28 protein-coding genes are annotated in these 25,025 nt (G+C 61.1%); 18 read left to right on the top strand and 10 right to left on the bottom strand.

Annotation, left to right across the window (positions count from 1 at the left end):
- Positions 1-61: 61 nt before the first annotated feature.
- Positions 62-1,300: a threonine ammonia-lyase IlvA gene (gene ilvA, locus E0501_RS08815; protein ID WP_137701787.1), complete on the top strand. Its 1,239-nt coding sequence runs from the start codon at positions 62-64 to the stop codon at positions 1,298-1,300.
- On the opposite strand, the gene E0501_RS08810 is transcribed toward ilvA, so the two are convergent.
- Complete coding sequence (locus E0501_RS08810) at positions 1,301-1,633, bottom strand: Hpt domain-containing protein (protein WP_137701019.1); 333 nt, start codon at positions 1,631-1,633, stop codon at positions 1,301-1,303.
- 178 nt (positions 1,634-1,811) lie between these two features.
- Here E0501_RS08810 and E0501_RS08805 point away from each other — a divergent pair, with 178 nt between their 5' ends.
- Entirely contained in the window at positions 1,812-3,083 is a 1,272-nt protein-coding gene (locus E0501_RS08805) for a PP2C family protein-serine/threonine phosphatase (protein WP_137701018.1), read from the top strand.
- Here E0501_RS08805 and E0501_RS08800 read toward each other — a convergent pair.
- The gene (locus E0501_RS08800) at positions 3,065-3,508 is read right to left on the bottom strand and encodes an NUDIX domain-containing protein (protein ID WP_137701017.1); all 444 of its coding nucleotides are present in this window, start codon (positions 3,506-3,508) and stop codon (positions 3,065-3,067) included. The genes E0501_RS08805 and E0501_RS08800 overlap by 19 nt on opposite strands.
- A gap of 76 nt (positions 3,509-3,584) precedes the next feature.
- On the opposite strand from E0501_RS08800, the gene hslO reads away from it, so the two are divergent.
- From hslO to E0501_RS08775, 5 genes are all read left to right on the top strand, one after another.
- Complete coding sequence (gene hslO, locus E0501_RS08795; protein ID WP_137701016.1) at positions 3,585-4,583, top strand: Hsp33 family molecular chaperone HslO; 999 nt, start codon at positions 3,585-3,587, stop codon at positions 4,581-4,583.
- Positions 4,570-5,172, top strand: a complete 603-nt coding sequence (locus E0501_RS08790; protein WP_137701015.1) for a CoA pyrophosphatase — start codon at positions 4,570-4,572, stop codon at positions 5,170-5,172. The genes hslO and E0501_RS08790 overlap by 14 nt, the downstream gene beginning before the upstream one ends.
- Complete coding sequence (locus tag E0501_RS08785) at positions 5,172-6,341, top strand: CCA tRNA nucleotidyltransferase (protein ID WP_137701786.1); 1,170 nt, start codon at positions 5,172-5,174, stop codon at positions 6,339-6,341. The genes E0501_RS08790 and E0501_RS08785 overlap by 1 nt, the downstream gene beginning before the upstream one ends.
- Positions 6,342-6,862: 521 nt before the next feature.
- A complete protein-coding gene (locus E0501_RS21740; RefSeq protein WP_328591471.1) occupies positions 6,863-7,576 on the top strand; it encodes a class I SAM-dependent RNA methyltransferase in 714 nt (237 codons plus the stop codon).
- A 71-nt stretch (positions 7,577-7,647) separates the two neighbouring features.
- Positions 7,648-8,139, top strand: a complete 492-nt coding sequence (locus tag E0501_RS08775) for a L,D-transpeptidase family protein (protein WP_137701013.1) — start codon at positions 7,648-7,650, stop codon at positions 8,137-8,139.
- Between the two features lie 10 nt (positions 8,140-8,149).
- Here the strand turns inward: E0501_RS08775 and dalA are convergent, their stop codons facing one another.
- On the bottom strand, positions 8,150-8,662 hold the full coding sequence (dalA, locus tag E0501_RS08770; protein ID WP_137701785.1) for a divisome-associated lipoprotein DalA: 513 nt from the start codon (positions 8,660-8,662) through the stop codon (positions 8,150-8,152).
- Between the two features lie 160 nt (positions 8,663-8,822).
- On the opposite strand from dalA, the gene E0501_RS08765 reads away from it, so the two are divergent.
- Both E0501_RS08765 and E0501_RS08760 read left to right on the top strand, forming a co-directional pair.
- On the top strand, positions 8,823-9,425 hold the full coding sequence (locus tag E0501_RS08765) for a L,D-transpeptidase (RefSeq protein ID WP_137701012.1): 603 nt from the start codon (positions 8,823-8,825) through the stop codon (positions 9,423-9,425).
- Positions 9,426-9,571: 146 nt separating this feature from the next.
- On the top strand, positions 9,572-9,751 hold the full coding sequence (locus E0501_RS08760; RefSeq protein ID WP_137701011.1) for a hypothetical protein: 180 nt from the start codon (positions 9,572-9,574) through the stop codon (positions 9,749-9,751).
- Between the two features lie 71 nt (positions 9,752-9,822).
- Here the strand turns inward: E0501_RS08760 and hemH are convergent, their stop codons facing one another.
- Both hemH and E0501_RS08750 read right to left on the bottom strand, forming a co-directional pair.
- Positions 9,823-10,887, bottom strand: coding sequence for a ferrochelatase (hemH, locus tag E0501_RS08755; RefSeq protein ID WP_137701010.1), 1,065 nt, complete (start codon positions 10,885-10,887; stop codon positions 9,823-9,825).
- A 54-nt stretch (positions 10,888-10,941) separates the two neighbouring features.
- Entirely contained in the window at positions 10,942-11,763 is an 822-nt protein-coding gene (locus E0501_RS08750; RefSeq protein WP_137701009.1) for a methyltransferase domain-containing protein, read from the bottom strand.
- Between the two features lie 23 nt (positions 11,764-11,786).
- Here E0501_RS08750 and E0501_RS08745 point away from each other — a divergent pair, with 23 nt between their 5' ends.
- Genes E0501_RS08745 through E0501_RS08730 form a run of 4 tightly spaced genes read left to right on the top strand, consistent with a single transcriptional unit; the run spans position 11,787 to position 14,083 of the window.
- Positions 11,787-12,506 carry a ComF family protein gene (locus tag E0501_RS08745; RefSeq protein ID WP_137701008.1) on the top strand — a complete coding sequence of 240 codons (720 nt, stop codon included), beginning with the start codon at positions 11,787-11,789 and terminating at the stop codon, positions 12,504-12,506.
- Between the two features lie 37 nt (positions 12,507-12,543).
- Positions 12,544-12,801 (top strand): glutaredoxin 3, encoded by a 258-nt coding sequence (gene grxC / locus E0501_RS08740; protein WP_137701007.1) that lies wholly within the window; start codon positions 12,544-12,546, stop codon positions 12,799-12,801.
- Between the two features lie 5 nt (positions 12,802-12,806).
- Entirely contained in the window at positions 12,807-13,637 is an 831-nt protein-coding gene (locus E0501_RS08735; RefSeq protein ID WP_137701006.1) for a carbon-nitrogen hydrolase family protein, read from the top strand.
- Complete coding sequence (locus tag E0501_RS08730; protein ID WP_137701005.1) at positions 13,637-14,083, top strand: MarR family winged helix-turn-helix transcriptional regulator; 447 nt, start codon at positions 13,637-13,639, stop codon at positions 14,081-14,083. Before E0501_RS08735 ends, E0501_RS08730 begins: the two co-directional genes overlap by 1 nt.
- Here the strand turns inward: E0501_RS08730 and ubiG are convergent.
- Positions 14,080-14,826: a bifunctional 2-polyprenyl-6-hydroxyphenol methylase/3-demethylubiquinol 3-O-methyltransferase UbiG gene (ubiG, locus tag E0501_RS08725; protein WP_137701004.1), complete on the bottom strand. Its 747-nt coding sequence runs from the start codon at positions 14,824-14,826 to the stop codon at positions 14,080-14,082. The genes E0501_RS08730 and ubiG overlap by 4 nt on opposite strands.
- 49 nt (positions 14,827-14,875) lie before the next feature.
- On the opposite strand from ubiG, the gene pip reads away from it, so the two are divergent.
- The gene (gene pip, locus E0501_RS08720) at positions 14,876-15,847 is read left to right on the top strand and encodes a prolyl aminopeptidase (RefSeq protein ID WP_137701003.1); all 972 of its coding nucleotides are present in this window, start codon (positions 14,876-14,878) and stop codon (positions 15,845-15,847) included.
- A gap of 152 nt (positions 15,848-15,999) precedes the next feature.
- Here pip and E0501_RS08715 read toward each other — a convergent pair whose 3' ends face one another.
- A complete protein-coding gene (locus E0501_RS08715; protein WP_137701002.1) occupies positions 16,000-16,692 on the bottom strand; it encodes a hypothetical protein in 693 nt (230 codons plus the stop codon).
- A gap of 264 nt (positions 16,693-16,956) precedes the next feature.
- Here E0501_RS08715 and rimP point away from each other — a divergent pair, with 264 nt between their 5' ends.
- The 4 genes from rimP to infB are packed head-to-tail and all read left to right on the top strand — an operon-like array spanning position 16,957 to position 22,406.
- Entirely contained in the window at positions 16,957-17,571 is a 615-nt protein-coding gene (gene rimP / locus E0501_RS08710) for a ribosome maturation factor RimP (protein WP_137701001.1), read from the top strand.
- A 2-nt stretch (positions 17,572-17,573) separates the two neighbouring features.
- Complete coding sequence (gene nusA / locus E0501_RS08705) at positions 17,574-19,250, top strand: transcription termination factor NusA (protein ID WP_137701000.1); 1,677 nt, start codon at positions 17,574-17,576, stop codon at positions 19,248-19,250.
- A gap of 23 nt (positions 19,251-19,273) precedes the next feature.
- Positions 19,274-19,894 carry an RNA-binding protein gene (locus tag E0501_RS08700; RefSeq protein WP_137700999.1) on the top strand — a complete coding sequence of 207 codons (621 nt, stop codon included), beginning with the start codon at positions 19,274-19,276 and terminating at the stop codon, positions 19,892-19,894.
- A gap of 10 nt (positions 19,895-19,904) precedes the next feature.
- Positions 19,905-22,406: a translation initiation factor IF-2 gene (gene infB, locus E0501_RS08695; protein WP_137700998.1), complete on the top strand. Its 2,502-nt coding sequence runs from the start codon at positions 19,905-19,907 to the stop codon at positions 22,404-22,406.
- Positions 22,407-22,467: 61 nt separating this feature from the next.
- Here the strand turns inward: infB and E0501_RS08690 are convergent, their stop codons facing one another.
- From E0501_RS08690 to E0501_RS08680, 3 genes are read right to left on the bottom strand one after another with little or no spacing between them, the layout of a single operon-like run.
- On the bottom strand, positions 22,468-22,866 hold the full coding sequence (locus E0501_RS08690) for a (deoxy)nucleoside triphosphate pyrophosphohydrolase (RefSeq protein ID WP_137700997.1): 399 nt from the start codon (positions 22,864-22,866) through the stop codon (positions 22,468-22,470).
- Entirely contained in the window at positions 22,863-24,092 is a 1,230-nt protein-coding gene (gene argJ, locus E0501_RS08685; protein ID WP_137700996.1) for a bifunctional glutamate N-acetyltransferase/amino-acid acetyltransferase ArgJ, read from the bottom strand. Before argJ ends, E0501_RS08690 begins: the two co-directional genes overlap by 4 nt.
- Before the next feature lie 6 nt (positions 24,093-24,098).
- The gene (locus E0501_RS08680; RefSeq protein WP_137700995.1) at positions 24,099-24,953 is read right to left on the bottom strand and encodes a peptidylprolyl isomerase; all 855 of its coding nucleotides are present in this window, start codon (positions 24,951-24,953) and stop codon (positions 24,099-24,101) included.
- Positions 24,954-25,025: the final 72 nt, after the last annotated feature.

Here is a 25,025-nt window from a genome sequence, read left to right as displayed (position 1 = left end):
GGGCAAGGTGCAGGGCTTGCGCGGGGCAGGGCGTTTAAGGCACTCAGTCTCAATGAGCTTCGTGCAAGACTTCCATACCCGCGCCCGTGCCGCCGAACGCGCCATGCGTCAGGTGTTCCCTGAAACACCGCTGCAACGCAACGTTCACCTTTCCGAAAGGTTTGGCTGCGATCTTTACCTCAAGCGCGAGGATCTCTCGCCGGTTCGATCCTATAAGTTGCGCGGTGCATTCAACGCGATGCGAAAAGTGCTCGAGGATGGGCCAGCGTCGAAACTGTTCGTATGTGCCAGCGCAGGCAATCACGCGCAGGGCGTGGCCTACATGTGCCAGCACTTCGGCGTGCATGGCGTGATCTTCATGCCGGTGACGACGCCACAGCAGAAGATTCAGAAGACCCGCATCTTCGGCGGCGACGCGGTCGAGATTCGCCTGGTCGGCGACTATTTCGACGACACGCTGACCGAGGCACAGCGTTTCTGCGCCGCGGAAGGCGGCCATTTCCTGGCTCCCTTCGACGATGAGGACGTGATCGAAGGCCAGGCTTCGGTTGCTGTCGAAATCGCCGACCAGATGGGCGGCGCCCCCGATCACGTTATCCTGCCCGTGGGCGGCGGCGGTCTGGCGGCGGGTGTCGTCCAGTATTTCGGCGAGGCCGTTCATTACAGTTTCGTCGAACCCGCGGGAGGCACAAGCCTCGCCGCGGCGGTGAAGGCTGGCGCGCCGGTCACTCTTGATCGCGTGAACAGTTTCGTCGATGGCGCGGCGGTGGCGCGGATCGGCGCGCACCCGTTCGAGGTTTTGAAAAACATCGATATCTCTGATGTTTACGCCGCACCCGAAGACCGAATCTGCGTCACAATGCTGGAAATGCTGAATGTCGAGGGCATCGTGCTGGAGCCCGCCGGCGCGCTGGCGGTCGATGCGCTGGTCGATGTCGCCGATCAGATCAAGGGCAAGCGGGTGGTCTGCATCACCTCGGGCGGCAATTTCGATTTCGAGCGCCTGCCAGAGGTCAAAGAGCGCGCCCAGCGGTTTTCCGGTGTGAAGAAATATTTCATCCTGCGGCTGCCGCAGCGCCCTGGCGCGTTGAAGGAATTCCTGAATACCCTCGGTCCTGAAGACGATATCGCCCGGTTCGAATACCTGAAGAAATCCGCGCGTAACTTCGGATCGGTCCTGATCGGGATCGAGACATCCTCGCGCGGTAATTTCGATGCGCTCTTTTCCCGATTGGACGAAGCTGGCTTCACGTATCGCGACATCACCAATGACGAGATTCTGGCCGAGTTCCTGATCTGATCAGGCCACCATGCGCTGTGCCAGTTCGCTCAGGAAAACTTCTTTGGAAGCGTCGTAGGTCGCGACGACCTGCCCCAGATCGATCTTTGCGACATCGCCGGCTGCTGCATCGCTCTCTCCCCGGGCACAAAGCTCGGAAAATGCTCGGAAGCCCAGATTGAGCGCACTGCCCTTCAGGAAATGCAGACAGCATTCCAACTTTTCCTCGGGCAGACCATTGCGCAGCTTTTCCATGGCACCGTCGACTTCTTCGAGGAAAAGGTCGACGACTTCCGCAAAGTCCTCGTCCCCGATCTCATCTCTCAATTCGCTGACCTTGTTCCAATCGATCATGTCTCGGCCTTTCACGTCTTTCGGAAAGCAGCCTATGGAAAAGGTATTAAGAGAGCTTTGCCACTCCCATTGCCATTCGTGAAACTGGAGAGAATTTTAGAGTTCATCCGCTCTTAATGCTCCGTCGCTAGGCATCTCAGTGAAGAACGATACTTGCCTCTAATCACAGCTGTGCCCCATGGAGCCACGACCAAGAATCCTCCTCCAAAACCAAGACGACGGTGCTGACACGCCCCGTGTGCTCATCGTTGATGATAGCCGCCTGCAACGCCGTATCCTGCAGGCGTCTCTCAAACGATGGGGGTACGAGGTTTTCGAGGCCGGATCAGGTCAGGAAGCGCTGGATATCTGCCGGCAAAGCGAGCCGGACATGGTAATCAGCGACTGGATGATGCCCGGCATGAACGGCCTTGAGTTCTGCAAGGCCTTCCGCGCAATGGCGCGTGAAACCTATGGCTATTTCATACTCCTAACCTCGAAAAGCGAGAAAGACGAGGTGGCCCAGGGTCTCGACAACGGTGCAGACGATTTCCTGACCAAGCCGGTGAATGCAGCCGAATTGCGTGCGCGCCTGAATGCCGGCGAACGCATCTTGCGGATGGAGCGCGAGTTGACCGACAAGAACCGGTTGATCCGCGCAACATTGGATGAACTGCAGTCGCTCTACTACTCGATCGACAGCGATCTGATCGAAGCAAAGAAGCTGCAACAATCGCTTGTCCGGGAACGCTACCATGATTTCGGGTCGGCGCAGGTCTCACTCATGCTGCATTCAAGCGGGCATGTCGGCGGCGATCTGGTTGGCGTCTTTCCCATGAACGAAACCCATGTCGGCCTGTTCTCCATCGATGTCTCGGGACACGGAATCAGTTCGGCTCTCATGACGGCGCGACTGGCGGGTTACCTTTCGTCCTCCTCCCCGGAACAGAATGTCGCGATCGAACATGACGACGCAGGAGGGTACAGACCGGTCTGCCCGGCGAAAGTCATCGAACATCTGAATACGCTTGTTCTGAACGAAATGGAGACCGAACACTATTTCACCCTGCTCCTGGCCGATGTCGATCTGGAAAGCGGTAAAGTGCGTATGGCGCAGGCAGGGCACCCGCATCCTCTGGTTCAGCGCGCGAACGGAAAAATCGAGCAGGATGGCCCTGGCGGCCTTCCTGTCGGGCTGATCCCCGGGGCAAGTTATCAGACATTCGAAACACGCCTGAACCCAGGCGATCGGCTGATGATTTTCTCTGACGGAATCACCGAATGCCCGGCCCCGGACGGCGCACTTTTGAACGAAGACGGGCTGGCCGGCATCATGAAGCAACTCCGAGAATCGCGCGGAACCGAACTGCTCGAAGCGCTGATCTGGAAACTTGCCGAGTTCTCGGACGAGGGCGATTTTCCTGACGACGTGTCCGCCGTGCTGTTCGAATATCAGGGCAGGTGCAAGTAGTGCGCGACAAAATGGCGGTCGCCCGGGTTGCCCAACTCCCGGCGCGCCAACCCCGCAGACATCCAGACCGGCGCGTGATCAGGCTCTGTCGGCGGCCCTAGGGGAAAGACCGGCCGGGCGACATAGATCTCACACAGTTTTTCTGCCCAGATGTCGTATTCCGGCATGTAGGTGAACCGTCGAAACGCGCCCAGCCTTTTTGGGCCGGAAATCTTCCAGCCCGTTTCCTCGAACACTTCACGATGTAGGGCATGAATGGGCGACTCGCCCGGGTCGACCCCTCCACCGGGCAACTGGAGCTCATCAAACGGCGACGACTGGAAGGTCAGGAGCAGATCCCGCCCTCGTGGCAAAATCGCATAAACCCCGCGGCGCAACACGTGCCTCTGGCCCCGTTCGGGCGGGTCCCCCATCCAGCGGATCATTGGCTTTCCCTTGGACCTTCCGTTGCCGCTCCTATATTCACGCGGTATGCCAAGCACCGGCGAACAAGGAAACCCCATGTCTTTCGGAACACAAATCGCCTGGGACGATGTCATTTTACCTTTCCAGCTCGACAACTCGGATATTCGCGGTCGCGTGGCCCGGCTCGACCGTGCGCTCGAAACCATCCTGGCCCAGCACGACTATCCTCCAGCGGTCGAAGCTCTGGTGGCCGAAATGGCACTTCTGACCGCGCTTATCGGACAGACGATCAAGTTGCGCTGGAAACTATCGCTCCAGGTTCAGTCGAAGGGTCCGGTGCGCATGATTGCGACCGATTACTACAGCCCAACCGAAGAAGGCGAGATCGCCAAGATCCGCGCGTATGCCAGCTATGATGAATCGCGCCTTACCAAAAGGGCGCCCTTCGACCAGATCGGTGAGGGCTATTTCGCGATCCTGATCGACCAAGGCAAGGGCACGACACCCTATCAGGGAATTACGCCTATTGCCGGCGGTTCGCTGGCGGCCTGCGCTGAATCCTATTTCGCCCAGTCCGAGCAACTCCCGACCCGCTTCTCGCTGAGCTTTGGCAAGTCGTCACAACCCGGCGGCACGGAACACTGGCGCGCAGGCGGCGTGATGCTTCAGAAAATGCCCAAGGCATCAGCCGAATTCACGGCCAAGGATGGCTCTGGCGAGAGTGGTCTTCTTGCCGCGTCCGATCTTGTCGATGGGGAAGAGGGCGAAGACTGGAACCGGGCAAACATGCTTCTAGACACGGTCGAGGATCTTGAACTGATCGGCCCGTCCGTCACACCGACCGACCTTCTCGTCCGGCTATTCCACGAAGAAGCGCCGCGTGTCTTCGACGGGCAACCGGTGCGATTTGGCTGTACCTGCTCCGAAGAGCGCGTCCGCCAAAGCCTGTCGATCTACTCGGCCAAGGATATCGAGAAGATGACGACAGAAGACGGACGCGTGACGGCCGACTGCCAATTCTGCGGCAGCCACTATGATCTGGATCCCAGGACCCTTGGGTTTGAGGCGGAAGATACCGGCAATGGCGCCTCCTGACCCACTTTCGCCGGTGGTGGCGGCGCTCTCCAAACCGGGCGGCGGATCATCGGATTTCGACCTGAACCCCGATACGGTTCTGCCCCCGGATCGGAAGCTAAGGCCGGCCGGTGTTCTGGTTCCACTTCTGGTCACACCAAGCGGCGCCAACGTGATCCTGACGAAACGGTCCTCGGCCCTGAAACACCACCCGGGGCAAATCGCGTTTCCCGGCGGCAAGGTGGATGACACCGACGCCGACACCACCGCCGCCGCCCTGCGCGAGGCACATGAGGAGATTGGCCTGCCCCCTGACAATGTCGAGATCCTGGGGCAGTTGCCAACGCACGAAACCGTCACAGGCTTCACCGTGACGCCCATCGTCGGCCGCGTTGTCTCGGCCTTTCAGCCGCGCCCCGAGCCCGGCGAGGTCGATGAAGTGTTTTCGGTTCCGCTTGACCATCTCACCGATGTCGCCAACTTCTCGGTTCAGTCGCGCAGGTGGTTGGGCCAGCGCAGATACTATTTCACCGTTCCGTTCGGTCCCTACTATGTTTGGGGTGCGACGGCGCGCATTCTGCGCGGACTCGCCGAACGCATGAGGCCCTGATGCGAATTTCCGGTGACTGGTTCGAAAACGAAGATACACAGGCCGTCTGCCGCGTTCTTTCGGATGCCGGATACCAGGCGCTGTTTGTTGGCGGCTGCGTGCGAAACGCTCTGATCGGTGCCAAGGTGAGCGATATCGACATTGCCACCGACGCGACGCCTCAAACCGTGACGCAGCTATGCGAAAAGGCCGGGTTCAAGGTTGTGCCAACGGGTATCGAGCACGGAACCGTCACGGTGGTTGCCGGGCATGTCCCACATGAGATCACGACGTTTCGCCACGATGTCGAAACCGATGGCAGGCGGGCCGTCATAGCCTTTGCCGACAACGTGACTGACGACGCAAGGCGGCGCGACTTCACGATGAATGCTCTTTATGCCGACGCTTCCGGACAGATCATCGATCCGCTGAGTGGTCTTGATGATCTCAAGGCGCGGCGTGTGCGATTTATCGAAGACCCGGTCGAGCGGATCAGGGAAGACTACTTGCGCACGCTACGGTTCTTCCGCTTCCATGCCTGGTATGGCGATCCGCAGGCGGGGATCGACAAAGAAGGCCTGGCCGCCGTGGCGGCCCATCTGGATGGTCTTGCCAAGCTCTCGCGAGAGCGCGTGGGCGCCGAAATAAAGAAACTGCTGCGTGCGCCCGATCCGGCCCCGGCCGTGGCGGCGATGCGGGTATCCGGGGTTCTTGCAGCCGTTCTTCCCGGTGCGGACGACACCGCACTCGCACCTCTGGTGCATGCTGAGCAGCAACACCAAGCTCTACCTTGCGCCATGCGCCGCCTCGCCTGTCTAGGGGGGGAAAACCTCGCGGACAGATTGCGCCTGTCGCGCAAGGAAAGCGCCGCACTCGACTTCTTTCGCGAGGAGACAGGCACCACGCGATCCCTGACCATGTTGGCCTACCGGAACGGGTTTGATGCTGCGCTGGATGTGGCGCTATTGCGCCAGGCCGTCCTGAACACACCTTTCAGCCAGGGCGATCTGGAGAAAGCGAAGCGCGCCGCCGGTCAGGTTTTCCCCCTGAAGGCAAAGGACCTGATGCCGCGCTTTTCCGGTCCGGCGCTTGGCCGGAAGCTCAGGGAGCTTGAATTGTCTTGGGTCGAGTCCGGCTTCTCGCTGGATCGCAAAGCGCTTCTGGACATGATGGGCGACCAGGCGGAATGACGGTTGAGCAACAGCACCAGTTCACGATTGCCCGCCTAGGACACCAGGGTGATGGCGTGACCGGGGATGGTCTCTTTGCGCCACGCACCCTGCCCGGGGAAATCGTGACCGGTTGTGCAGAAGGAAACCGGCTGACCGATATCAAACTGGTCACGCCCTCACCCGATAGGGTCAGCGCGCCTTGCCGCCACTACAAATCCTGCGGTGGTTGCCAGCTGCAGCACGCTTCGGACCCATTCATCGCAAATTGGAAGCAATCCATCGTCGAAACCGCCCTGGCAGCGCGGGGCATATCCACGGAATTCCGGCCGATTTTGACGTCTCCGGCGGCTTCGCGCCGCCGGGCGGCTCTGTCGGCCAGGCGCACCAAGAAGGGTGCTTTGGCCGGGTTTCACGCCCGCGCTTCAGACACGATCGTGCAGGTGCCTGAGTGTAGGCTGCTTGATCCGCTCCTTCTGCCCGCGCTTGGCGTTGCGGAAAAGCTGGCGCAGCTGGGCGCAAGCCGCCGCGGTGAGTTGAGCGTGACCGCAACGCTTTCCCGGAACGGTCTCGACATCGCGGTTCTCGGGGGTGCCGAACCGGATGGGCCGCTGCTTCTGGGCCTCGCCCAACTTGCCGAAGCTGCGGACCTTGCGCGACTGGCGTGGAATGGTGAAACCATGGCGCTTCGCAGGCCGCCTGTGCAGGTTTTCGGCAAGGCTGAAGTCGCGCCTCCGCCAGGCGCGTTTCTTCAGGCGACGTTAGAAGGCGAAGCAGCATTGCAGGCGACAGTATCCGAAATCGTTTCCGAAGCATCAGCCATAGTCGATCTCTTCTCGGGATGCGGGACCTTTGCGCTTCCTCTGGCCGGAACGGCCCGGGTTCACGCCATCGAGGGCGACGCGGAAATGATACGGGCATTGGAAAAGGGATGGCGCAATTCAACCGGTCTGAAACGGGTGACGGCCGAGACGCGTGATCTTTATCGCAACCCGCTGGTAGGCGACGAGTTCAATGGCTTCGATGCCTGCGTCATCGACCCGCCACGGGCAGGAGCCGAGGCGCAAGTGGCAAACCTTGCCGAATCTGGGGTAGGCGTCATTGCTTTCGTGTCCTGCAATCCCACGACATTTGCCCGTGATGCGGCATATATGGTTCGGGCCGGGTACACGCTCGATTGGGTCCAGGTTGTGGACCAGTTTCGCTGGTCGTCGCATGTTGAACTCGTCGGCAAGCTCACACTCACATCGGCGTGACAGGCAAAAAACCTCTAACGCGACACCCCGAAAAACTGTAAAACGCGGGAAACTGATGAGCGGACAGTGACATGCGGATTATCAAGTTCAGTTTTCTCGCGATTTTGCTTGCCATCGTTGCAGGCTGTTCAAAATTCCAAACTTACAACGGACCCGAGGTAACGCAGGTTCTTGTCTACAAGGATGCGCGCGTGATGCAGCTGATGCACCACGACGCAGTGCTGAAATCCTACAACATCGGGTTGGGTTTCGCGCCACGCGGGCACAAGCAGATCGAAGGGGACGGCCGGACACCCGAAGGCACCTACCTGATCGACCGCCGCAATCCGAACAGCGAATTTCACCTTTCGGTCGGAATCAATTATCCCAACCGGGAAGATCAGGCGCGCGCCAGCTCGATGGGCAAGAGCCCTGGCGGCGATATCTTCATTCACGGTCGTCCGTGGAAATACCGCAAGGGCGGGCAGGACTGGACAGCCGGGTGCATCGCGGTGACCAACCGTGAAATCGAGGAAATATACGCGATGGTACGCGACGGAACGCCGATCACCATTAATCCTTAAACGGCAGGGCTTACGAGCCCATGATCAGTGTCCACCAGATCTTGCCGCTGCGTTCCTGATACCAGGCAAAACCCATATTGATTGCGCGCTTGTCGAGGATCACGCGGCGCGTGTCTTCTTGTTCCATCCAGGCGCCAAGGGTTTCCAACTCGGTTTCGTAGGTTTCCGAGATGTTTTCGCCCAGCATTCCGCCGGTATATCCGACACGCCGCACACGATCGAGCGGCGATGAACCGTCAGATCCGAAATGCCAGGGACGGTTCTGGACCGACATATCCCGTGCATGGGTTGCCGCTGCTGCGTTCAATTGCGCGTTCAATTGCACGGGAGATGCCCCTGCCGCCTGTCGAAGCGAATTGACAGAGTCGAGGACACGGAATTGAAGTTTCGCGGTAGAACCCACAGGAATCCGGTAAAGGCGCGGCAAGGGTTTGCCATCTGCCCCCATCTGCGGGGTCGTGGTACTGGTGCAGGATTGCAGAACCAGAAGCGCCGCAAAAAGGAAACCGAAGAGTCGTGCCATGGAAACCACCCAAATTTCGTTTCCAATGCCATAACGCGACCAGCGTTGCCATTCAAACCCACATCGGCGTGAGTTGGCCGGTTGACGGTTCTTTGAATTGCGACTGCGTCTTTCGCGCAATATTATGCGAACTTATTTCAAGAAATGCGACGAGGACACCATGACCCGCAATGCAATGAGCAACCCGAGCCGTCGTGGCTTTCTGGCCGGCACGGCAGCAATGCTTGCCGCACCTGCTGTTGCGCAGAATGTTGATGGTTCAGGCACTGTCGAGGTTGAGCGCGATCTGAACGAAGTGGTTCGGCGCAACATTTCCAGTTTCCGTTCGCTGGAGTGGCGCCCTTATTTCAGCGATCTGAGGAATGGTGCCATTCTCGTCGATATCACGTCACGTGCACTGCATTTCTGGTCAGAAGACGAATCGGTTTACAAACTGTTTCCCACCAGCGTTCCCTTGACCGAAGACCTGACGCGGCGTGGCCGTACTTCGGTGGTACGCAAGATCGTTGGCCCGACCTGGCGCCCGACACCCGCCATGAAAGAGCGCAATCCCGAGTGGCCGGATTTCGTTGGCCCGGGCCCGGACAATCCACTCGGAACCCATGCTCTTTACCTTAGCTGGACCTATTATCGGATACACGGAACGCACGACACGCGAAAAATCGGCCGACGTTCGTCCAACGGCTGTATTGGGCTTTACAACGAACATATCGCCGAACTGTTCGCGCTGACCAACGTCGGCACGCAAGTGTTGCTTATTTGACGACATTTTGCCGAAGTATTGGCTGTTCGCAGTAACTTGCGTTTGCAATTCGCCCGGTTTGCTGCTTAGAGATAGGCACGAGGTAAGTCTTGGGTGCCTGTCGTCTGATATGTTTTGGACGGCCGGCGAACTATCTGGAGGATAACATGAAGAAACTCGTTCTCGCTGCTGCTATGACCGCTGCCGCTTCGACCGCCTATGCTGGCTCGATGGCCGATCCCGTGATCGAAGCACCGGTTGTGGTTGAGGAAACTGCAGGCTCGTCGGCCGGCATCCTGATCCCGCTGCTGGTTCTGGCAGCCGTTGCAGCAGTTGCTATGGATTAATCCAAGCAACAGCCAAAAAGGAAAAGGCGGTGGTTTCCACCGCCTTTTTCTTTTGCCCGGTCGACCAGTCGTTACCCGATCCATCCTTTCAGGTTATCGGCGATCACCTGTGACAGAACGTCGATATGCGCCGGCTCGTCGTTCAGACAAGGGATGTAGGTAAAGCTTTCACCGCCGGCTTCCACAAAGCTTTCCTGGATCTCCTCGTTGATTTCTTCAAGCGTCTCGATGCAGTCGGCGGAAAACGCCGGCGCGATGACGGCGATGTTCTTCTTACCGTCTTCCTGCGCCAGACGCGCCACCTCTTCCACTGTATAGGGGCGCAGCCACTCCTCGGGACCGAAGACCGACTGGAAGGTTGTCGCGATCTTGTCATCGGTCCATCCCAAGCGTTCTTTCAGAAGCCGCGTGGTTTTCTGACACTGGCAATGATAGGGGTCGCCCTCCATCAGGTAGCGCTTGGGCATGCCATGGTACGAAACGACCAGAAGGTCGGGCGTTTTTTCGGCTTTCGCATAAGCAGCTTCAACGGATTTGGCCAAAGCTTCGATGTATTGCGGGTTGTCGAAATAGGCCGGAACGGTGCGCGCCGCCGGTTGCCATTTCTCCTTCATCAGCGCGCGGAAAAACTGATCGTTCGCCGTAGCCGTCGTTGCGCCCGCGTATTGCGGGTATAATGGAAAGAACAGCAGTTTGGTGCAACCCTTGGCCACCATTTCGTGAACTTTTGAAAAGGTCGAGGGGTTGCCGTAGCGCATGCAGAAATCGACCATCACCCGATCACCGAACATGTCGTTCATGCGGTCTGTGATGGCGGCGGTCTGATCCTTGGTGATGGTCATCAGGGGGCTTTCGCCCTTGTCTTCGTTCCAGATCGATTTGTAGGCTGCGCCGCTGGTGAAGGGCCGCTTGGTGAGAATGATCAACTGCAGCAAGGGTTGCCATTTCCACGGCGCATAATCGATAACGCGCCGGTCCGATAGGAACTCGTTCAAATAGCGCCGCATTGACCAGTAGTCATAGCCATCAGGCGTGCCCAGATTCGCGATCAGGACGCCTATCTTCTCTCTTGGAACACGCGGGTGGTCCTTGGCGGCATGTTCCGGAACATAGGTCATCACTGATTGATCGGTCATTGGTCGCCCCTGGTGAATGGATTTCGATGTGAGATATAGGTTTGGTCCCGCAGGTCAATCTTTCAGCGGGATTTCTTCGGAATTGAGTATCTCGGCAAGCCTTGCCTGCGCCGATCCGGGCCTCAGCGGTTTCGGCTGACTGGGGTCTGGCGCCCAACCCAGCAGGAAAATCAGTTCGAACGTCGCCATGATGCGGCCGTCCGAACCTGCAAAGGACTGGCGATAGAGTTCGTCCATCCGCGCGAAAACGGCGCGGCGGGTCGGGTGCCGAAGCCTCGCATCGAGCGCGTTGCCCTCGCCCATTCTTCGCAGTTCGCGCATCAGAGTGCCGCTATTTTCATAGCTCGTTCGCACCGGCAGGCTGTCAGCGACCGGCAGAGTGAAGCCCGCGCGCTGCAACAGCCCGCCCAGATCGCGGATCTCGACCATGGGTGCGATTCGCGGCGATAGCCCGCCGGTCACCTCGGTCTCGGCCTGGGCCAGGGCAGCGCGAAGCTCGGCCAATGTCTGCCCGCCGAAAAGAACCGCCAGGAACAGCCCATCCGGTCGCAACGCGCGCAGGCACTGAATCAACTGACCAACCGGATCATTCGCCCAATGCAGGGACATCGCGTGCACGATCAGATCATGCGCACCCTGTTCAAGCGCAAGCACGTCGTCATCTGCCACACAACTCACGTCGGGGAACGCGGGCGCCCAGAACGCGGGATGGCCTGTAACAACGACTGGCGCGTTAAACGTTTTGTTAACCATGGACAGGCGATCCTTGACCTCGTCCGACGCGATCTCGTGGAGAAAATCGACGGTCAAGGGATCTGCGCGGCGGCGGTTGCGGGCCAAGGCGCGGCGATCGGTCAGGGTCGGCGGAGCGTTCATGCGCGGACCATAGGAGCGCGAGAATGAAGTTTCAAACGCTGTTGCAGGTGCTTTACCCGCCACAATGCATCTGCTGTGGCGGCATGGTCGCGCAGGATTTCGCCCTGTGCGGCCCGTGCTGGCGCGAAACGCCGTTTATCGAAGGTTTGTGCTGCGATTTATGCGGCGTACCATTGCCGGGCCAATCGGATCAGAAGGAATTTTGCGACGATTGCCTGACGATCGCACGACCTTGGCGCCAGGGCCGTGCGGTTTTCCGTTACCAGGACAATGGCCGGAAACTGGTGCTTGCGCTCAAACATGGGGACCATCACGAAATCGCCAAGCCCGGTGGCATCTGGCTGGCGAACGCGGCGCGGCCGATGTTGCGCAACAACATGCTAGTGACCCCTGTTCCATTGCACTGGACCCGCATGGTGCGACGCCGCTTCAATCAATCGGCGCTCTTGGCGCAGGAAACCGCGGCCCAGCTGGGGCTGGCATATTGCCCGGACCTGCTTCAACGCACGATCCGCACCCAGTCGCTTGAAGGGCAGGGGCGTGATGCACGCTTTGCCACGCTGCAGGGTGCCATCCGGGTGCATCCGAAACGCCGGCAAAGATTGGTCGGCAGGCCGGTGCTGATCGTTGATGACGTGATGACATCGGGTGCCACCATGGCTGCGACGGCCGAGGCCTGTTTAGCCGCAGGAGCAAGCGACGTTTTCGCGCTGGTACTGGCACGCGTTGCAAAGGGGGACTAAATCCACGACAAATACGGCACTTGTCGAGGAACCCGGAATGAAACCTGTCGAAATCTATACCTCGCCGCTTTGCGGCTTCTGCCACGCGGCTAAACGGCTCCTGAACCAAAAGGGCGTCGAATTTTCGGAAATCGATATCTGGGCCGATCCGTCGCGCAAATCCGAGATGATGCAGCGCGCGCATGGACGCCATACCGTTCCACAGATTTTCGTCGGCGAAACGCATGTCGGTGGTTGCGACGACCTTTATGATCTCGAACGCGCGGGCAAGCTCGACGCGCTTCTGGCGGACTAACGGGCATGCGGGCCGCGCTTGTCCAGATGACTTCGGGCGAGGATCCGGCGGACAACCTGGATGCCGTGCGCGCCTATCTGCAAGAGGCCAAATCGGGTGGCGCGACCTTCGTGCTTACACCGGAGGTCACGAACTGCATCTCGGGCAGTCGCGACCATCAGAACAACGTGCTGCGCGCGCAGGAGGATGATTCGACGCTTGCCGCCCTTCGAGCCGATGCGAAAGACCTAGGTCTCTGGATGCTGATCGGGTCGCTCGGGATCAAGACCGGAGAGGCCGATGGGCGCTTTGCCAACCGGTCTGTCCTGATTTCGCCGCGGGGCGAGATTGCCGCTCAGTACGACAAAATCCACATGTTCGACGTGGACGTTTCGGAAACCGAGACATACCGCGAATCTGCTCATTACCGGCCGGGCAGCCAGGCCGTTGTCGCCGATGCCGGTTTTGCGAAGATCGGGATGAGCGTGTGTTATGATGTGCGCTTTGCCTATCTTTACCGCGCATTGGCGCAGAAAGGGGCCGCAATCCTGACGGTGCCGGCGGCGTTTTCCGCCGTGACCGGCGCCGCGCATTGGGAGCCGCTTCTGCGTGCCCGCGCGATCGAGACCGGGTGCTATGTTCTGGCCCCGGCGCAGACCGGTGTGCACTACGTGAAAGACGGCCAGGAGCGGCGTACCTACGGGCATTCCATGGCTGTCTCACCCTGGGGCGAGGTTCTGGTAGATGCCGGAACCGACCGCGGCGTGAGCTTTGTCGATCTTGATCTGGACGAGGTAACCGCGGCACGCCAGCGCATTGCCGCTCTGACCCATGACAGGAGCTTTGACGGACCCTGATGAGTGATTCCACGAGCAACGCCCTTGCCGTCGCCCTGTTCAGCGAGATCCTGACGGCCGATCAGCTGGTTCGTAACCGGCTGTCGAAGGTGTTGCCGAAGGGCATGGAAATTTCGCATTTCTCTGTTCTGAATCACCTGGCGCACAGCGCCGAGGAACGCACGCCCGCGCAACTGGCGAAAAGCTTTCACGTCACCCGCGGCGCGATGACCAATACCTTGGGCAAGCTGGAATGGGCGGGCTATGTGCATATCCGGCCCGATTGGGATGATGCGCGACGGAAATGGGTGGGCATCAGTCCGGCGGGAAGGCAGGCGCGCGATGCGGCACTGGCAGCGATCGGGCCGATGATCAACGAGATGGTGGGAGAGCTTGGCGACGAGAAAGTGCGCGCAATCCTGCCGATCCTGCGCGAACTGCGCCTGAAGCTTGAGACCGAAACCTAGGCTGGCTTCACACTGGCCGTGACGTAGTTCACGCTGAGATCGCGATCGGAGATCGACCAGCGCCAGCTAACCGGATTGAACACGAACCCCTTCTTGTCGACCGGGCGTAGACCGGCCTGTTCAAGCAGGCCGTAAAGCTCATCGGGGGTGATGAACTTGCGCCATTCATGCGTACCCTTGGGCAGCCAGCGCATCACGTATTCCGCGCCCACGATGGCGACGGCAAAGCTTTTGGGATTGCGGTTGATCGTCGAACAGATGTGCAGACCGCCGGGTTTGAGAAGGTGCCGGCACGCGGTCAGATAGGCCAGCGGATCTGCGACGTGCTCGACCACTTCCATGTTCAGCACCACATCGAATTGCTCACCTGCCTGGGCGAGGGCCTCGGCTGTGGTGTGGCGATAATCGATGTCGAGACCGGACTGCTCGGCATGAATTTGCGCGACGGGGATATTGCGCTCGGCCGCGTCGGCGCCGATGACCGTGGCGCCGAGACGGGCCATCGGTTCGCTGAGCAGGCCGCCGCCGCAGCCAATGTCGAGCAGGCGCAGGCCCTTGAAGGGCAGGGGCGCGTCAAGATCGCGATCGAATTCGCCTGCAATCTGGCGGGTGATATAGTCGAGTCGCACGGGATTCATCATGTGGAGCGGCTTGAATTTGCCGGTCGGGTCCCACCATTCGGCGGCCATGGCTTCGAATTTGGCAACTTCGGCGGAATCGACGGTGGTCTGAGCGGCTTGCATTCTGCTCTCCATGTGCTCAACTGTGTGCGCCCTACCATATAGGATCGGCATGGACAAATTCGGAGCCCAAAAGAACGCAACACAATATCTTTACCCGCCGATCGAACCCTTCGACCGGCGGATGCTGGACGTGGGCGATGGGCATACGGTGTACATGGAGCAATCCGGCAACCCCGAAGGCCAGCCGGTTGTGGTGTTCCACGGTGGGCCGGGCGGCGGGTGCAGCCCGGCGATGCGGCGCTATTTCGACCCGAAACACTACCGCGTGATCCTGTTCGATCAGCGTGGCTGTGGCCGGTCGCGCCCTTTTGCGAGTGTCGACGCGAATACGACCTGGCATCTGATCCGCGATATCGAGCTTATCCGCGAGACCTTAACGATAGATCAATGGATCGTTTTCGGCGGGTCCTGGGGTGCGACGCTTGCCCTGATTTATGCGCAGACGCATCCCGGGCAGGTGTCGCAGCTGGTCTTGCGCGGCGTCTTCATGGCGACGCGCCACGAGCTGGAGTGGTTCTATGGCGGGGGCGCGGGACAGTTTTGGCCGGACGTGTGGGACGGTTTCAAGGGGATGATCCCCGAGCGCGAACATAACGACCTGATCACCGCCTATCACAAGCGGCTCTTTTCCGGCGACAAGTCTGAGGAACTGCGATTTGCCCGCGCCTGGTCGGGGTGGGAAAATGCTTTGGCATCAGTGCGTTCCAACGGATCGGTGGGGGAGAGCGGAGGCGAATATGCGCATGCGTTCGCGCGGCTGGAAAACCACTATTTCATGAACGGGGCCTTTCTGGACTATGACGGGCAGTTGTTGGACCAAGTGGAAAAGATCGCCCATGTCCCCGGTGTGATCGTGCAGGGGCGATATGACATGATCTGCCCGCCGGCCACTGCCTATGCCCTTGCGCGCAAATGGAAAAAGGCCGACCTGCGGATGATTCCCGTGGCCGGGCACGCGCTGTCAGAACCGGGCATCAGCGCCGAGCTGGTCAAGGTGATGAACACCATCGCCCGCAACTGAGCACGCCGCTTTAACCTTTGGCCGAAATCGCGAAAACCTGGGGGTGACATGCGTGCACCGCCCGGCTGACATCCGGCTGCCGGGAAAAACCGGACGGTCGTTAACGAAATTCCGACGGATCACGCAACGCACGGTCAATCCTGAACGGAAAGTTAACCGCCCGCCGCGCCCCGCAGGCGCCGCAAGACCGCGATATCGGCCTTGCCCTTGACCAGCCAGGACACGCCGAACGCCCAGATGCCACAGGCTTCGAACCAGAGGATCATGCCGGATTCGACGATCATCCGCTGAACCGGTTCGGACCCGATGGCTCGGAAAACCGAGGCGATTGTCGCCAGCACGCCGAAAGTGAGGATCATCCAGCCGCAGGCGCGATAGATCCTGCGCCGGTGCGGATTTTCGGTACGGGCGAATTTGCCCAGCGCGAAATAGGCCATGGCGCCAAGAAACAGGATTGCCGAGCTGAAATGCATCACCGTGGCCCATTGTGCGCCCAGCGCCTGCTGCGAGAAGGTCACGAACTCGCTTTCGTGGTTGGGAAAGAGCGCGAGCCCGAAGGCACCGATGCCGGCGAGCGTGGCGGCGAGATTGTCCGACAAAGGCTCGCCCGGCGTGCGGGCGTGGCCCTTGTAACTGACCAGAAAGATGCCGATGGCGAAGAGGGTGCCGACGTAGAGATCGCGCAGGGTGGTGTGGTAGTAGTCCGAGATCGAGGGGTGAATGCGCGCATCAGCGAGAAGCCCGCCGACGATCAGCATGAAGGGAAAGGCGAGACCCAGCACGCCCAGCGCCTGGCGGACGCGGTAGAAGGAAAGCACGTAGTCTTCGCGGGTATCCTGGGTCATCGAAAAACTTGGGTTGTGAATGAGCAAAGCTTAGCGTGAAAAACCCCCGCGTCCAGCTTGACCGCCATGTCTTGGGGGCGCTGCCCCCAAACCCCCGGGATATTTCTGGCAAGATGAAGCATGAGCGGTGTTTCGCGAAAGACCTTGCAGACTCGGCCCGGCGGGCGTATATGCCCCTCAACAGCGGCGCGCTGGGGTCCAAACCCGGTGCCCACCGGAAGATGCTAACGGGCCGCGGGCCCGTTTTTTTGTGCCTGGAGAAACATGAGCGACCTTATCGCCAAAACCGCGATCGACCGGCGACTGGCCGGGATCATCAGCCCCATTGTCGAGGACATGGGGTTCGAGCTGGTGCGCGTGCGGCTGATGGGTGGGCAGACCAAGACGCTGCAGATCATGGCCGAGCGGCCCGATGGCACGATCGAGGTGGATGACTGCGCCGATATTTCGAACGCGGTGAGCGCGGTTCTGGATGTCGAGGACCCGATCACCGATGCCTATACGCTGGAAGTGTCGAGCCCGGGGATCGACCGGCCGCTGACCCGGCTGAAGGATTTCGAGAATTACGAAGGCTTCGAGGCGAAGCTGGAGACCGCCGAACTGATCGATGGACGCAAGCGGTTCCGTGGCGTTCTGGCCGGGGTCGAGGGATCGGACGTTCTGATCAATATCGAGCAGGACGGAGAGACCGTGACCGTGGGCCTGGAATTCGACTGGCTGGTCGATGCCAAGCTGATGATGACCGACGACCTGATCAAGGCCATGCTGAAGGCGCGCAAGAGTGCCGGACAGATGGACGAGAGCAAATACGACGTAATCGAAGAAGACGTGCCCCTGCGGGGCGACACTGAAACCGACACCGGTTCCGAGGAGGACTGAAAATGGCAATTACCTCTGCAAACCAGCTTGAGCTGTTGCAAACCGCCGAGGCGGTGGCGCGGGAGAAGATGATCGACCCGGGCCTTGTGGTGGAAGCGATGGAAGAGAGCCTGGCCCGGGCAGCCAAGAGCCGCTACGGCAGCGAGATGGACATCCGCGTGTCGATCGACCGCAAGACCGGCAAGGCCACGTTCACCCGCGTGCGCACGGTGGTGGATGACGAAGAGCTGGAAAACTTCCAGGCGGAATTTACCGTGGACCAGGCCAAGCCTTATTTCGAGCCGCAGGGCAGCGCCAACGCGATGTGGCTGCGCGAGGGCCAGCCGGTTGAGGATTTCGCCGCCGGCCCGCAGGTGGGCGACATCTTCCAGGAAGAGGTTCCGCCGGTCGAGATGGGCCGGATCGCGGCGCAGAGCGCCAAGCAGGTGATCCTGCAGAAGGTGCGCGAAGCCGAGCGCGACCGTCAGTACGAGGAATTCAAGGACCGCGCCGGCACGATCATCAACGGTGTCGTCAAGCGCGAGGAATATGGCAACGTCATCGTCGATGTGGGCCGGGGCGAGGCGATCCTGCGCCGCAACGAGAAGATCGGCCGCGAATCGTACCGCCCGAACGATCGTATCCGCTGCTACATCAAGGATGTGCGGCGCGAGGCGCGAGGCCCGCAGATTTTCCTGAGCCGCACGGCGCCGGAATTCATGGCCGAACTGTTCAAGATGGAAGTGCCGGAGATCTATGACGGCATCATCGAGATCAAGGCCGTGGCCCGCGATCCGGGCAGCCGCGCCAAGATCGCCGTTGTGTCCTATGATGGGGGCATCGACCCGGTTGGCGCCTGCGTGGGTATGCGCGGCAGCCGTGTGCAGGCCGTCGTGAACGAGTTGCAGGGCGAAAAGATCGACATCATCCCGTGGAACGAGGATGTGCCGACTTTCCTGGTGAACGCGCTGCAGCCGGCCGAGGTATCGAAGGTGGTTCTGGACGAGGATGCCGAGCGCATCGAGGTGGTCGTGCCCGACGATCAGCTGAGCCTGGCGATCGGCCGCCGCGGCCAGAACGTGCGGCTGGCCTCGCAGCTGACCGGCCTGGATATCGACATCATGACCGAGGAAGAGGAATCGGCCCGCCGCCAGAAAGAGTTCGAGGAACGCACCAAGCTGTTCATGGACACGCTGGACCTGGACGAGTTCTTTGCCCAGCTTCTGGTCGCCGAAGGATTCACCAATCTCGAAGAGGTGGGTTATGTCGAGCTGGATGAACTGCTGGTCATCGACGGTGTCGACGAAGACACTGCGAACGAGCTGCAGGCCCGGGCGCGCGACTACCTGGAAGCCCAGGCCAAGGCGGCGCTGGAACACGCCCGTGAGCTGGGCGTCGAGGACAGCTTGGTTGAATTCGAGGGTCTGACGCCCCAGATGATTGAGGCACTGGCGGAAGATGGCGTGAAAACGCTGGAAGATTTCGCCACCTGTGCCGACTGGGAGTTGGCCGGCGGCTGGACCACGGTGGACGGCGAGCGCGTGAAAGATGACGGCTTGCTTGAAAAGTTCGACGTGGGACTCGAGGAAGCGCAGAACATGATCATGACCGCGCGTATCCAGCTGGGCTGGGTCGATCCGGCGGATCTGGAGGCTGAGGAAGAGGCTGAGGACGCGACCGTCGAGGAGGCCGAGGCCTGATCTCAGGCCTCGGGGGTCCGAACATGGGGCGCGGCAAGCGAACCCAAAGCCGTGAAGACGGCCAGACGCGCAAATGCATCGCCACGGGCGAGTTGCGCCCGAAAAACGAGCTTCTGCGGTTTGTGGTCGGGCCCGATAGCGCGATTGTCGCCGACGTGATGGGCAAGTTGCCCGGGCGCGGCATCTGGGTCAGCGCGGACCGCGCGGCGCTTGAAAAGGCTGTGAAGAAAGGCCTGTTCGCCCGCGCGGCGAAACAGGCGGTCACCGTGTCCGAAGAGCTGGTCGACCAGGTCGAGGCGCAGTTGGTGCGGCGGGTCGTCGACCTGATCGCGATGGCGCGCAAATCGGGAGAGGCCGTTGCCGGTTACGAAAAGGTCAAGGACTGGCTGTCGAAGGACGTGGCCGAGATCCTGCTGCAATCGAGCGACGGATCGGAACGGGGAAAATCGAAACTGAGCACGCCGATGGGGGGATCCTTCATCGGCTGGCTGACGACAGAGGAACTGGGCCGGGCATTTGGGCGACAAACTGTTGTCCATGCGGCCATAGGCGCTGGAGGTTTGGCGCCACGTGTTGTAGAGGAAGCGGCAAGGTTGAAGGGCCTGCGCGTTTCCAAAGGCGGAACGACCCGCCCGAAAGGATGAAGAGAGCCATATGAGCGATAGTGACGGCAAAAAGACATTGGGCCTGAAAGGCGCGCGTCCGGGCAACGTGAAGCAGAGCTTCAGCCATGGGCGCACGAAGAATGTCGTGGTCGAAACCAAGCGCAAGCGTGTCGTGGTGCCCAAGCCCGGCGCCGCCAAGGGCGGTGCGGCCGGTCAGGCATCGAAACCTGCCAAAGGCGACCCGTCGAAACGCCCCGCGGGGATTTCCGATGCGGAGATGGAACGCCGCATGAAGGCGCTTGCGGCTGCGAAAGCCCGCGAGGAAGAAGAGGCCCAGCAGCGCGCCGAAGAAGAGAAGGCCCGCGAGGAAGAACGCCAGCGTCGCCGCGAGGATGCCGAGCGCAAGGAGCGCGAGGAGCGCGAACGCGAAGAGGCGCTGAAAGCCAAGGCCGAGGAAGAAGAGCGCCAAAAGCGCGAAACCGAAGAGGCCGCCAAGCGCGCAGCCGCCGCGGCGGCCGCCCCGGCCGAGGAACCCGCCGCGCAGCGTGCGGCCAAGCAACCGGCAAAGCCGGCGGCACCCGAACGCAAGGCAGAACGCGAACGCGACGATCGTGGCCGTGGCGCCAAGGGCCGTGGCGGAGATGGCGCGCGCAGGGCCGGCAAGCTGACCCTGAATCAGGCGCTGTCCGGTGGCGAGGGTGGCAGGCAGCTCTCGATGGCGGCGATGAAGCGCAAGCAGGAACGCGCGCGTCAGAAGGCGATGGGCGGCTCCGTCGAGCGCGAGAAGATCGTGCGCGACGTTCAGATCCCGGAAACCATCGTGGTCAGCGAGCTGGCGAACCGCATGGCCGAGCGCGTGGCCGATGTTGTCAAATCGCTGATGCAGATGGGCATGATGGTCACGCAGAACCAGACGATCGACGCCGATACGGCGGAACTGATCGTGGAAGAGTTCGGCCACAAGGCGGTGCGCGTGTCGGATGCCGACGTGGAGGACGTGATCAAGACCGAGGACGACAATGAAGAAGATCTTCAGCCGCGTCCGCCGGTGATCACCGTCATGGGCCACGTTGACCACGGCAAGACCTCGATCCTGGACGCGATCCGCAATGCCAAGGTGGTATCGGGCGAAGCCGGGGGCATCACCCAGCATATTGGCGCCTACCAGGTGACGACTGACCAGGGTGCGGTTCTGACCTTCCTGGATACGCCGGGCCACGCCGCGTTCACCAGCATGCGTTCCCGCGGGGCGCAGGTGACGGATATCGTGGTTCTGGTTGTCGCCGCCGACGACGCGGTGATGCCGCAGACCGTCGAAGCCATCAACCACGCCAAGGCGGCAGGTGTGCCGATGATCGTGGCGATCAACAAATGCGATCTGCCCGCCGCGGACCCGAACAAGGTGCGCACCGACCTGCTGCAGCACGAAGTGATCGTCGAGCAGATGTCGGGCGAAGTGCAGGATGTGGAAGTTTCGGCACATACCGGCCAGGGCCTGGACGAACTTCTGGAAGCGATTGCACTTCAGGCCGAGATCCTGGAACTGAAGGCCAACCCGAACCGCGCCGCAGAAGGCGCCGTGATCGAGGCGCAGCTGGACGTTGGCCGCGGGCCCGTGGCCACGGTCCTGGTGCAGCGCGGCACATTGCACCAGGGTGACATTTTCGTTGTCGGCGAACAGTGGGGCAAGGTACGCGCCCTGATCAACGACAAGGGCGAACGCGTCAAGGAAGCCGGTCCGTCGGTTCCGGTCGAGGTTCTGGGCCTGAACGGTACGCCGGAAGCCGGCGACGTTCTGAACGTGGTCGACACCGAGGCGCAGGCGCGCGAGATCGCCGAATACCGCGAGAGCGCGGCGAAGGAAAAACGTGCCGCCGCCGGGGCCGCCACGACGCTGGAACAGCTGATGGCGAAGGCCAAGGAAGACGAGAACGTCACCGAGCTGCCCATCGTGGTGAAAGCCGACGTGCAGGGCAGCGCCGAGGCCATCGTTCAGGCGATGGAAAAGATCGGCAACGAAGAAGTGCGCGTGCGCGTGCTGCATTCGGGCGTTGGCGCCATCACCGAAAGCGATATCGGCCTGGCCGAGGCAAGCGGTGCGCCGGTCTTTGGTTTCAACGTGCGGGCCAACGCGCCGGCACGGACCGCGGCGAACCAGAAGGGCGTGGAAATCCGTTACTACAGCGTGATCTACGACCTTGTGGATGACGTGAAGGCGGCCGCGAGCGGCCTGCTGTCGGCCGAGATCCGCGAGAACTTCATCGGCTACGCCCAGATCAAGGAAGTCTTCAAGGTGTCGGGCGTCGGCAAGGTGGCCGGCTGTCTGGTGACCGAGGGCGTGGCGCGGCGCAGCGCCGGTGTGCGCCTGCTGCGCGACGACGTGGTGATCCACGAAGGCACGCTGAAGACCCTAAAGCGCTTCAAGGACGAAGTGCCCGAGGTTCAGTCCGGTCAGGAATGCGGCATGGCGTTCGAGAACTACGACGACATCCGCCCGAACGACGTGATCGAGATCTTCGAGCGCGAAGAGGTCGAACGCCAGCTGGACTGATCCAGACCGAATGGAAAGACAAAGGGGAACCGCCACCGCGGTTCCCCTTTTTTATGTCAGATCACAGCCAGTCGCGCAGGATGGGAATCAGCGGGATATCGGCGGGCGGCATGGGATAGTCGCGCATGTCGCGCGGATGCACCCATTTCAGAACCTGGCCTTCGCGGGCCTGCGGGATGCCATCCCATTTGCGACAGGCGAAAAGCGGCATGAGCAGATGGAAGTCATCATAGCTGTGCGAGGCGAAGGCCAGCGGCGCGAGACAGGAGTCCCAGGTGTCGATCCCAAGCTCCTCGTGCAGTTCGCGAATGAGCGCGTGCTCGGGGATTTCCCCCTCTTCGACCTTGCCGCCCGGAAACTCCCACAGCCCGGCCATCGACTTGCCTTCGGGGCGTTGTGCCAAAAGCACGCGGCCGTCAATGTCGATCAGGGCAACAGCAGAGACGAGGACGATCTTCACGAGCGGTAATCCGCGTTGATCTCGATGTAGCCATGCGTCAGGTCGCAGGTCCAAACATTCGCCGTGCCACCACCAAGGCCCAGATCGACATGGATCGTGATCTCGGGCTTCTTCATGTAGGCGGCGGCGTCTTCCTCGCGGTAGTCGGGGTTTACCCAGCCGTCCCGCGCAACAAGGATATCGCCGAACCAGATCGCCAGCCTGTCACGATCGGCCGGGGCGCCGGATTTGCCGATGGCCATCACCACGCGACCCCAGTTCGGATCTTCGCCGGCGATGGCGGTTTTGACCAGGGGCGAGTTGGCAATTGCCATCGCATGGGTGCGCGCATCCTGGTCGGACGAAGCACCCGTGACGGACACCTCGACGAATTTCGTGGCGCCTTCGCCATCGCGCACGACCTGGTGGGCGAGGTCCAGCATGACATCGTGCAGCGCCTCGGTGAAGCCGAGGTTGTTGACGTCCACGCGGACACCAGATGCGCCGGTCGCCCCGATCAGGAGCGTGTCCGACGTGGAGGTATCGCTGTCGACGGTGATGCAGTTGAAGGTGGTTTCGGTCAGGGCCGAGACCATGGACTGCAGCACAGGCTGTTCGATGGCCGCATCGGTGAAGATGTAGACCAGCATCGTTGCCATGTCGGGCGCGATCATGCCCGAGCCCTTGGCGATGCCGGCGATGCGCACCGTGCCGCCGTTGATATCCACCGTCGTCGTCGCGCCCTTGGGAAAGGTGTCGGTCGTCATGATGGCCTTTGCGGCCTTTTCGATACCGCCGGCATCGAGATCGTCCACCAGCTGTGCGATCTTGCCGGTGATGCGGTCATGCGGCAGGCGTTCGCCGATCACGCCGGTGGAACTGGTGAACACACGCTCGGCGGGCAGGCCGGTGGAATCGGCGACGGCGGCACAGACCGCAGCGACGGATTCGTCGCCCGCGCGGCCCGTGAAGGCGTTGGAATTGCCCGAGTTGACAATGATCGCCGCGCCCGCGTCGGAGGCCGACCCGATCTTGGCTTGGCAATCGAGCACGTTGGCCGACCGCGTGGCCGACCGGGTGAAAACCCCGGCCACCGTGCTGCCGCGATCCAGCAGGGCCAGCATGACATCCAGCCGCCCGGAATAGCGCACGCCCGCCTCGGCCGCGGCAAAGCGCACGCCGTCGATCACCGGCAGGTCGGGAAAATGGTCGGGCGCCAGCGGCGAGCGGTGGGTGATCTTGGCCAAGATGGGCTACTCCAGAAGCGAGATGTCTTTCAGAATAGCCGGATCAATACCGCTTTCGCCGGACCGGTCAATGGTGGCCGTCTGTTTCAGCGCGTCAATGCGCGCCTCGACCAGCTGTGATTGCAGTTCCTGCTCGATCTCGGCGCGGACATCGTCGAGCGCGGGCGCCTCGGCCAGCCGGGATTCGTTGAGCTTGATTACGTGCCAGCCGAACTGGGTCTGTACGGGTGCCGAGATCGCACCGTCTTCGAGCGCTATCACCGCCTCTTCGAAGGGGGCGACCATCATGCCTTTGCCGAACCAGCCGAGATCACCCCCGTTGGGACCCGACGGGCCAGTCGATTTCTCCTTGGCCAGCGCGGCGAAATCGGCGCCGCCTTCCAGTTCTTCGATCAGGGCCTTGGCCTCGTCCTCGGTCTCAACCAGGATGTGGGCGGCGTGGTATTCCTTTTCGGGCTCGGCCTGGGCGTATTTTTCCTCATAGGCCTTTTTGACCGCTTCGTCGGTCAGGCCGGCATCGAGCGCATCCTCGATCGCCTCGGCAGCGAGCAGTGTGCGTTCTTCGTTTTCCAGCGCGGTTTTCACGCGGCCCGGCATGTCGCCCCCGAGCGATTGCATCAGCACCGTCTGGTGCACCAGCTGATCGAGAATGCCCTTGAACAGCACTTCGTCGGGCAGCTGCGCATACTGGGCCGGGAGGTTCTGGCGGATCAGGATCATGTGGCCGAGGGTGATTTCCGTTCCGTTCACGGTTGCCACCACGGTATCGGCGGTGGGCGCATCTTCGGCCGCGAGGCTGCCGCCGCTGAGCACGGCCAGCGCAAGAATGGGGGCTGCCAGAAGGTTGAGTCGTTTCGACATCGGTTCGTCCTTTGCTGCTGTCGCTCAGGGAAGCGACGTTGACACTGCCAGAGCCGCCCCTTACATCGCCTT

Origin of the sequence: Marimonas lutisalis (assembly GCF_005434965.1) — a bacterium.
Taxonomy (GTDB): Bacteria; Pseudomonadota; Alphaproteobacteria; order Rhodobacterales; family Rhodobacteraceae; genus Marimonas_A; species Marimonas_A lutisalis.
This window is presented reverse-complemented; position numbering and strand designations above follow the sequence as displayed.

What these genes read in the sequence shown, in the direction of transcription:
- E0501_RS08800 (WP_137701017.1), bottom strand. Translation starts at nt 3,508, where the DNA reads ATGATCCGCTGGATGGGGGACCCGCCCGAACGGGGCCAGAGGCACGTG.
- hemH (WP_137701010.1), bottom strand. Translation starts at nt 10,887, where the DNA reads ATGACCGATCAATCAGTGATGACCTATGTTCCGGAACATGCCGCCAAG.
- E0501_RS08715 (WP_137701002.1), bottom strand. Translation starts at nt 16,692, where the DNA reads ATGACCCAGGATACCCGCGAAGACTACGTGCTTTCCTTCTACCGCGTC.
- E0501_RS08775 (WP_137701013.1), top strand. Translation starts at nt 7,648, where the DNA reads ATGCGGATTATCAAGTTCAGTTTTCTCGCGATTTTGCTTGCCATCGTT.
- E0501_RS08785 (WP_137701786.1), top strand. Translation starts at nt 5,172, where the DNA reads ATGCGAATTTCCGGTGACTGGTTCGAAAACGAAGATACACAGGCCGTC.
- E0501_RS08700 (WP_137700999.1), top strand. Translation starts at nt 19,274, where the DNA reads ATGGGGCGCGGCAAGCGAACCCAAAGCCGTGAAGACGGCCAGACGCGC.
- ubiG (WP_137701004.1), bottom strand. Translation starts at nt 14,826, where the DNA reads ATGCAAGCCGCTCAGACCACCGTCGATTCCGCCGAAGTTGCCAAATTC.
- dalA (WP_137701785.1), bottom strand. Translation starts at nt 8,662, where the DNA reads ATGGCACGACTCTTCGGTTTCCTTTTTGCGGCGCTTCTGGTTCTGCAA.
- infB (WP_137700998.1), top strand. Translation starts at nt 19,905, where the DNA reads ATGAGCGATAGTGACGGCAAAAAGACATTGGGCCTGAAAGGCGCGCGT.
- E0501_RS08750 (WP_137701009.1), bottom strand. Translation starts at nt 11,763, where the DNA reads ATGAACGCTCCGCCGACCCTGACCGATCGCCGCGCCTTGGCCCGCAAC.
- E0501_RS08735 (WP_137701006.1), top strand. Translation starts at nt 12,807, where the DNA reads ATGCGGGCCGCGCTTGTCCAGATGACTTCGGGCGAGGATCCGGCGGAC.
- E0501_RS08730 (WP_137701005.1), top strand. Translation starts at nt 13,637, where the DNA reads ATGAGTGATTCCACGAGCAACGCCCTTGCCGTCGCCCTGTTCAGCGAG.
- E0501_RS08765 (WP_137701012.1), top strand. Translation starts at nt 8,823, where the DNA reads ATGACCCGCAATGCAATGAGCAACCCGAGCCGTCGTGGCTTTCTGGCC.
- E0501_RS08805 (WP_137701018.1), top strand. Translation starts at nt 1,812, where the DNA reads ATGGAGCCACGACCAAGAATCCTCCTCCAAAACCAAGACGACGGTGCT.
- E0501_RS08760 (WP_137701011.1), top strand. Translation starts at nt 9,572, where the DNA reads ATGAAGAAACTCGTTCTCGCTGCTGCTATGACCGCTGCCGCTTCGACC.
- E0501_RS08680 (WP_137700995.1), bottom strand. Translation starts at nt 24,953, where the DNA reads ATGTCGAAACGACTCAACCTTCTGGCAGCCCCCATTCTTGCGCTGGCC.
- nusA (WP_137701000.1), top strand. Translation starts at nt 17,574, where the DNA reads ATGGCAATTACCTCTGCAAACCAGCTTGAGCTGTTGCAAACCGCCGAG.
- rimP (WP_137701001.1), top strand. Translation starts at nt 16,957, where the DNA reads ATGAGCGACCTTATCGCCAAAACCGCGATCGACCGGCGACTGGCCGGG.
- pip (WP_137701003.1), top strand. Translation starts at nt 14,876, where the DNA reads ATGGACAAATTCGGAGCCCAAAAGAACGCAACACAATATCTTTACCCG.
- E0501_RS08790 (WP_137701015.1), top strand. Translation starts at nt 4,570, where the DNA reads ATGGCGCCTCCTGACCCACTTTCGCCGGTGGTGGCGGCGCTCTCCAAA.
- E0501_RS08745 (WP_137701008.1), top strand. Translation starts at nt 11,787, where the DNA reads ATGAAGTTTCAAACGCTGTTGCAGGTGCTTTACCCGCCACAATGCATC.
- E0501_RS08810 (WP_137701019.1), bottom strand. Translation starts at nt 1,633, where the DNA reads ATGATCGATTGGAACAAGGTCAGCGAATTGAGAGATGAGATCGGGGAC.
- grxC (WP_137701007.1), top strand. Translation starts at nt 12,544, where the DNA reads ATGAAACCTGTCGAAATCTATACCTCGCCGCTTTGCGGCTTCTGCCAC.
- hslO (WP_137701016.1), top strand. Translation starts at nt 3,585, where the DNA reads ATGTCTTTCGGAACACAAATCGCCTGGGACGATGTCATTTTACCTTTC.